Source organism: bacterium (genome assembly GCA_040753555.1).
Classification (GTDB): domain Bacteria; phylum UBA9089; class UBA9088; order UBA9088; family UBA9088; genus JBFLYE01.
Map to the genome: position 1 here is coordinate 1 of JBFMDZ010000247.1, position 2680 is coordinate 2680.

General features: G+C 33.8%; 1 protein-coding gene. It reads right to left on the reverse strand.

The features are described 5' to 3' along the window. Positions 1-294: 294 nt before the first annotated feature. A complete protein-coding gene (locus AB1630_12015) occupies positions 295-2127 on the reverse strand; it encodes a tetratricopeptide repeat protein (protein ID MEW6104518.1) in 1833 nt (610 codons plus the stop codon). Positions 2128-2680 lie beyond the last annotated feature (553 nt).

Below are 2680 nucleotides of genomic sequence, written 5' to 3' on the forward strand. Positions count from 1 at the left end.
CCTTCCAGCATCATTTAGTTTGTTACCTCCCTAAATGTGGAATTAAGTATTGGGCTAGTGGCTAACCTTTGCCCAAGTTGGACTTTCACCAACAAGAACCAATACGCTTTGCTTGGCACACTCATTTGCTTTACCTCCTTAAAAAGCAGGTTCTTTATTGAATCTGCCTTTGATTTTATATAAAAACCCTTTATGACATTTAGGTTCTACCCCCACTCATTTTATAATTTTTCTCTAAAATTTTCATTTTAAAATCAAGCATAATATCATTTATAAAATTTTGCAAGAAAAATTTTATCTCATTTTCTGTATATTCATATTCTCAAGGATAGATAGGGCATCTTTATTATTTGGCTCTTTTTCTAAAACCTTTTTGAATTGAAGCCTTGCTTCTTCTTTCCTTCCTTTCCTAAGATAGGAAACACCTAGCCAATAATGTGCCTGCACCAGATTTGATGGATTCAATACATTTAATGCTATTGCCTTTTCCCATTCCAATATTGCCCAATCGATCCTTCTTTTATTAAAAAATAAACCCCCTCGCTTAAAGAGCCTACCTCCACAATCCCAGATCATCTCCATTGCCTTTATATTCTCAATTGGCTGGTAGTCAATCTTTATCTCCTTTTGAATTTCTTTCTCAAGGAGGCTATCCTTTGAGGAAATAGGCAATCTTTTATAATAGATAAAGCAAGGGGCATTGCTTAGCCTTATAGGAACAACTATTGGTTCATAATTTGTTATAAATTCCTCGATATCGCAGATTACCACATCGGAAGGAAGCATAGGCCCGGTAATACTTGAATACCCAAGAATTATATATTCTGGTTTTCTTGAAAATACATACGCACCATCATATTTTTCATGCCCGGTGCACCATCCCTCAAGCCTCTTCTTCCTCTTTTTATGAGCAATATGCAAGTCATTTATTCCAAGCATATCTATTACCTTAAGCTTTGAGTAATAGGCAATGGTTCCTGCGGTATTGGTAGCCAAGGTTTCATTGGGTTTGGTTTTCTGACGCAAATACTCACCGATTATCCTTCCATCCTTATCCATTCTATGCTCAGTAATCAATTTATAGAAAGGACCAGAGAAGGAATTAAGGATTGCGTATCTTGCAATTATTATGCTTAAAGCACCAAGCATTAAAAAAATGGCTATTTTTAAATACCTTAAGGAAGAAGACCAATTATAGATACATAATAGACTTTCTTTAAATAGAAGATAGAGAAGGGGAATAATGGGAACAAAGTATCTTCCACCTGGCCAATAATCCCCTCCCACATAGATGATATATAAAGAATATGTGGTAAATATCCCTAATAAACATAGAATTTCCCTTTTTTTTATAAGGATTAGGAAGATGGGAAGGAGAAATATGCCTCCATGGATTAACAAAAATTCCTTAAAATACAAATAGCCCATTCTATATTGATTAAATCCAGAACCTACCTTGGCATAAAAGCTATTGGGAAAGAGAAAGCCATAGTAAGAATACCTCCATAAGAAATAAGGAAAATAAATTAAGGAAAATATAAGGATAAATTTAAGATTTAGGCTTTTCTCCTTTAGCATCTTATAAAGAAAAATACAGCCAGTAAAGATAAACCCATCTGGCCTTGTCATTGAAAGAAGAGAAAGAGCAATTGGAAGATAAGGAGAGTTTTTTAAAAGAAGCCAAATGCTTAATATCGCCAAGAATGTGTATAGGTCTATCTCAAGTCCACATATTCCCCATCCGATATATATGCCGTCAAGCACTAAGAATATTGGGGCTAAGAGATTAAAGATACTTTTTGGATTAAAGGATATAAGAAAAGAGAGCTTGGTAAATATTATTATTGTCCCCAAAGAAAAAATTAAGCTTAGAATAAGCGATATTAAGATAGGGTCAAATCCTAGCTTCATAAAGGGTGCTAATAATATCACCCAGAGGAAGTTTGTATAGCCCTCAACTTTTTCTCCCTTGTTGTAGACAAGCCCATTTCCCTTGGCTAGGTTTTCTGCATATCTAAATGAGATAAAGGCATCATCATTCATCCAATGTTCTGTTTTATATAAAATATATCCCTTATGGAGAAAAAGGATAACAAGGGGCAATAAAAATAAGGCTTTTTTAAGCATTTCCACGACCTTTTTTACTCTTTTGTTTTTATCACCTTTTTCTTTTTCATAAACCTAATTATATCTATCCTTTAACAAAAAGGCAAGCTTAAAATTTAAAGCTTATCTTACAATAAGGGATTTTATGGCAGAAAAATTATCCGCCTTTGCCTCATCGCCCCAAATTAGCCCTAAAACTACCAAACTCAAGATTTTCTTCATCTTTTCATTACCTCCTTGCTACGCCGGTCAGACCTTACGGTCTGCCACCCCTTCAGAGAAGGGAAATAAAATAGCAGGCTCTTTATTGAACCTGCCTTTGATTTTATATAAAAACCCTTGGGGTGGTTAGGTTTAACCTCCCCCTCGCTTTTAAAATTTTTCATTTCTATGATTAAATATAATTGTTTTTTTATTTTTTAACATTAAAATACAACAACCCACTCTTTTTTGTCAGTGAGAAATCTCACTAAAAAGTTACATTTTTTTGTGATTTTTTTACATCCATTTTATGAGGCTTTGTTTATTTAAAATTTTAATTCTTCCTTTTCTTTCAAGGAGAATACTTCCCTCT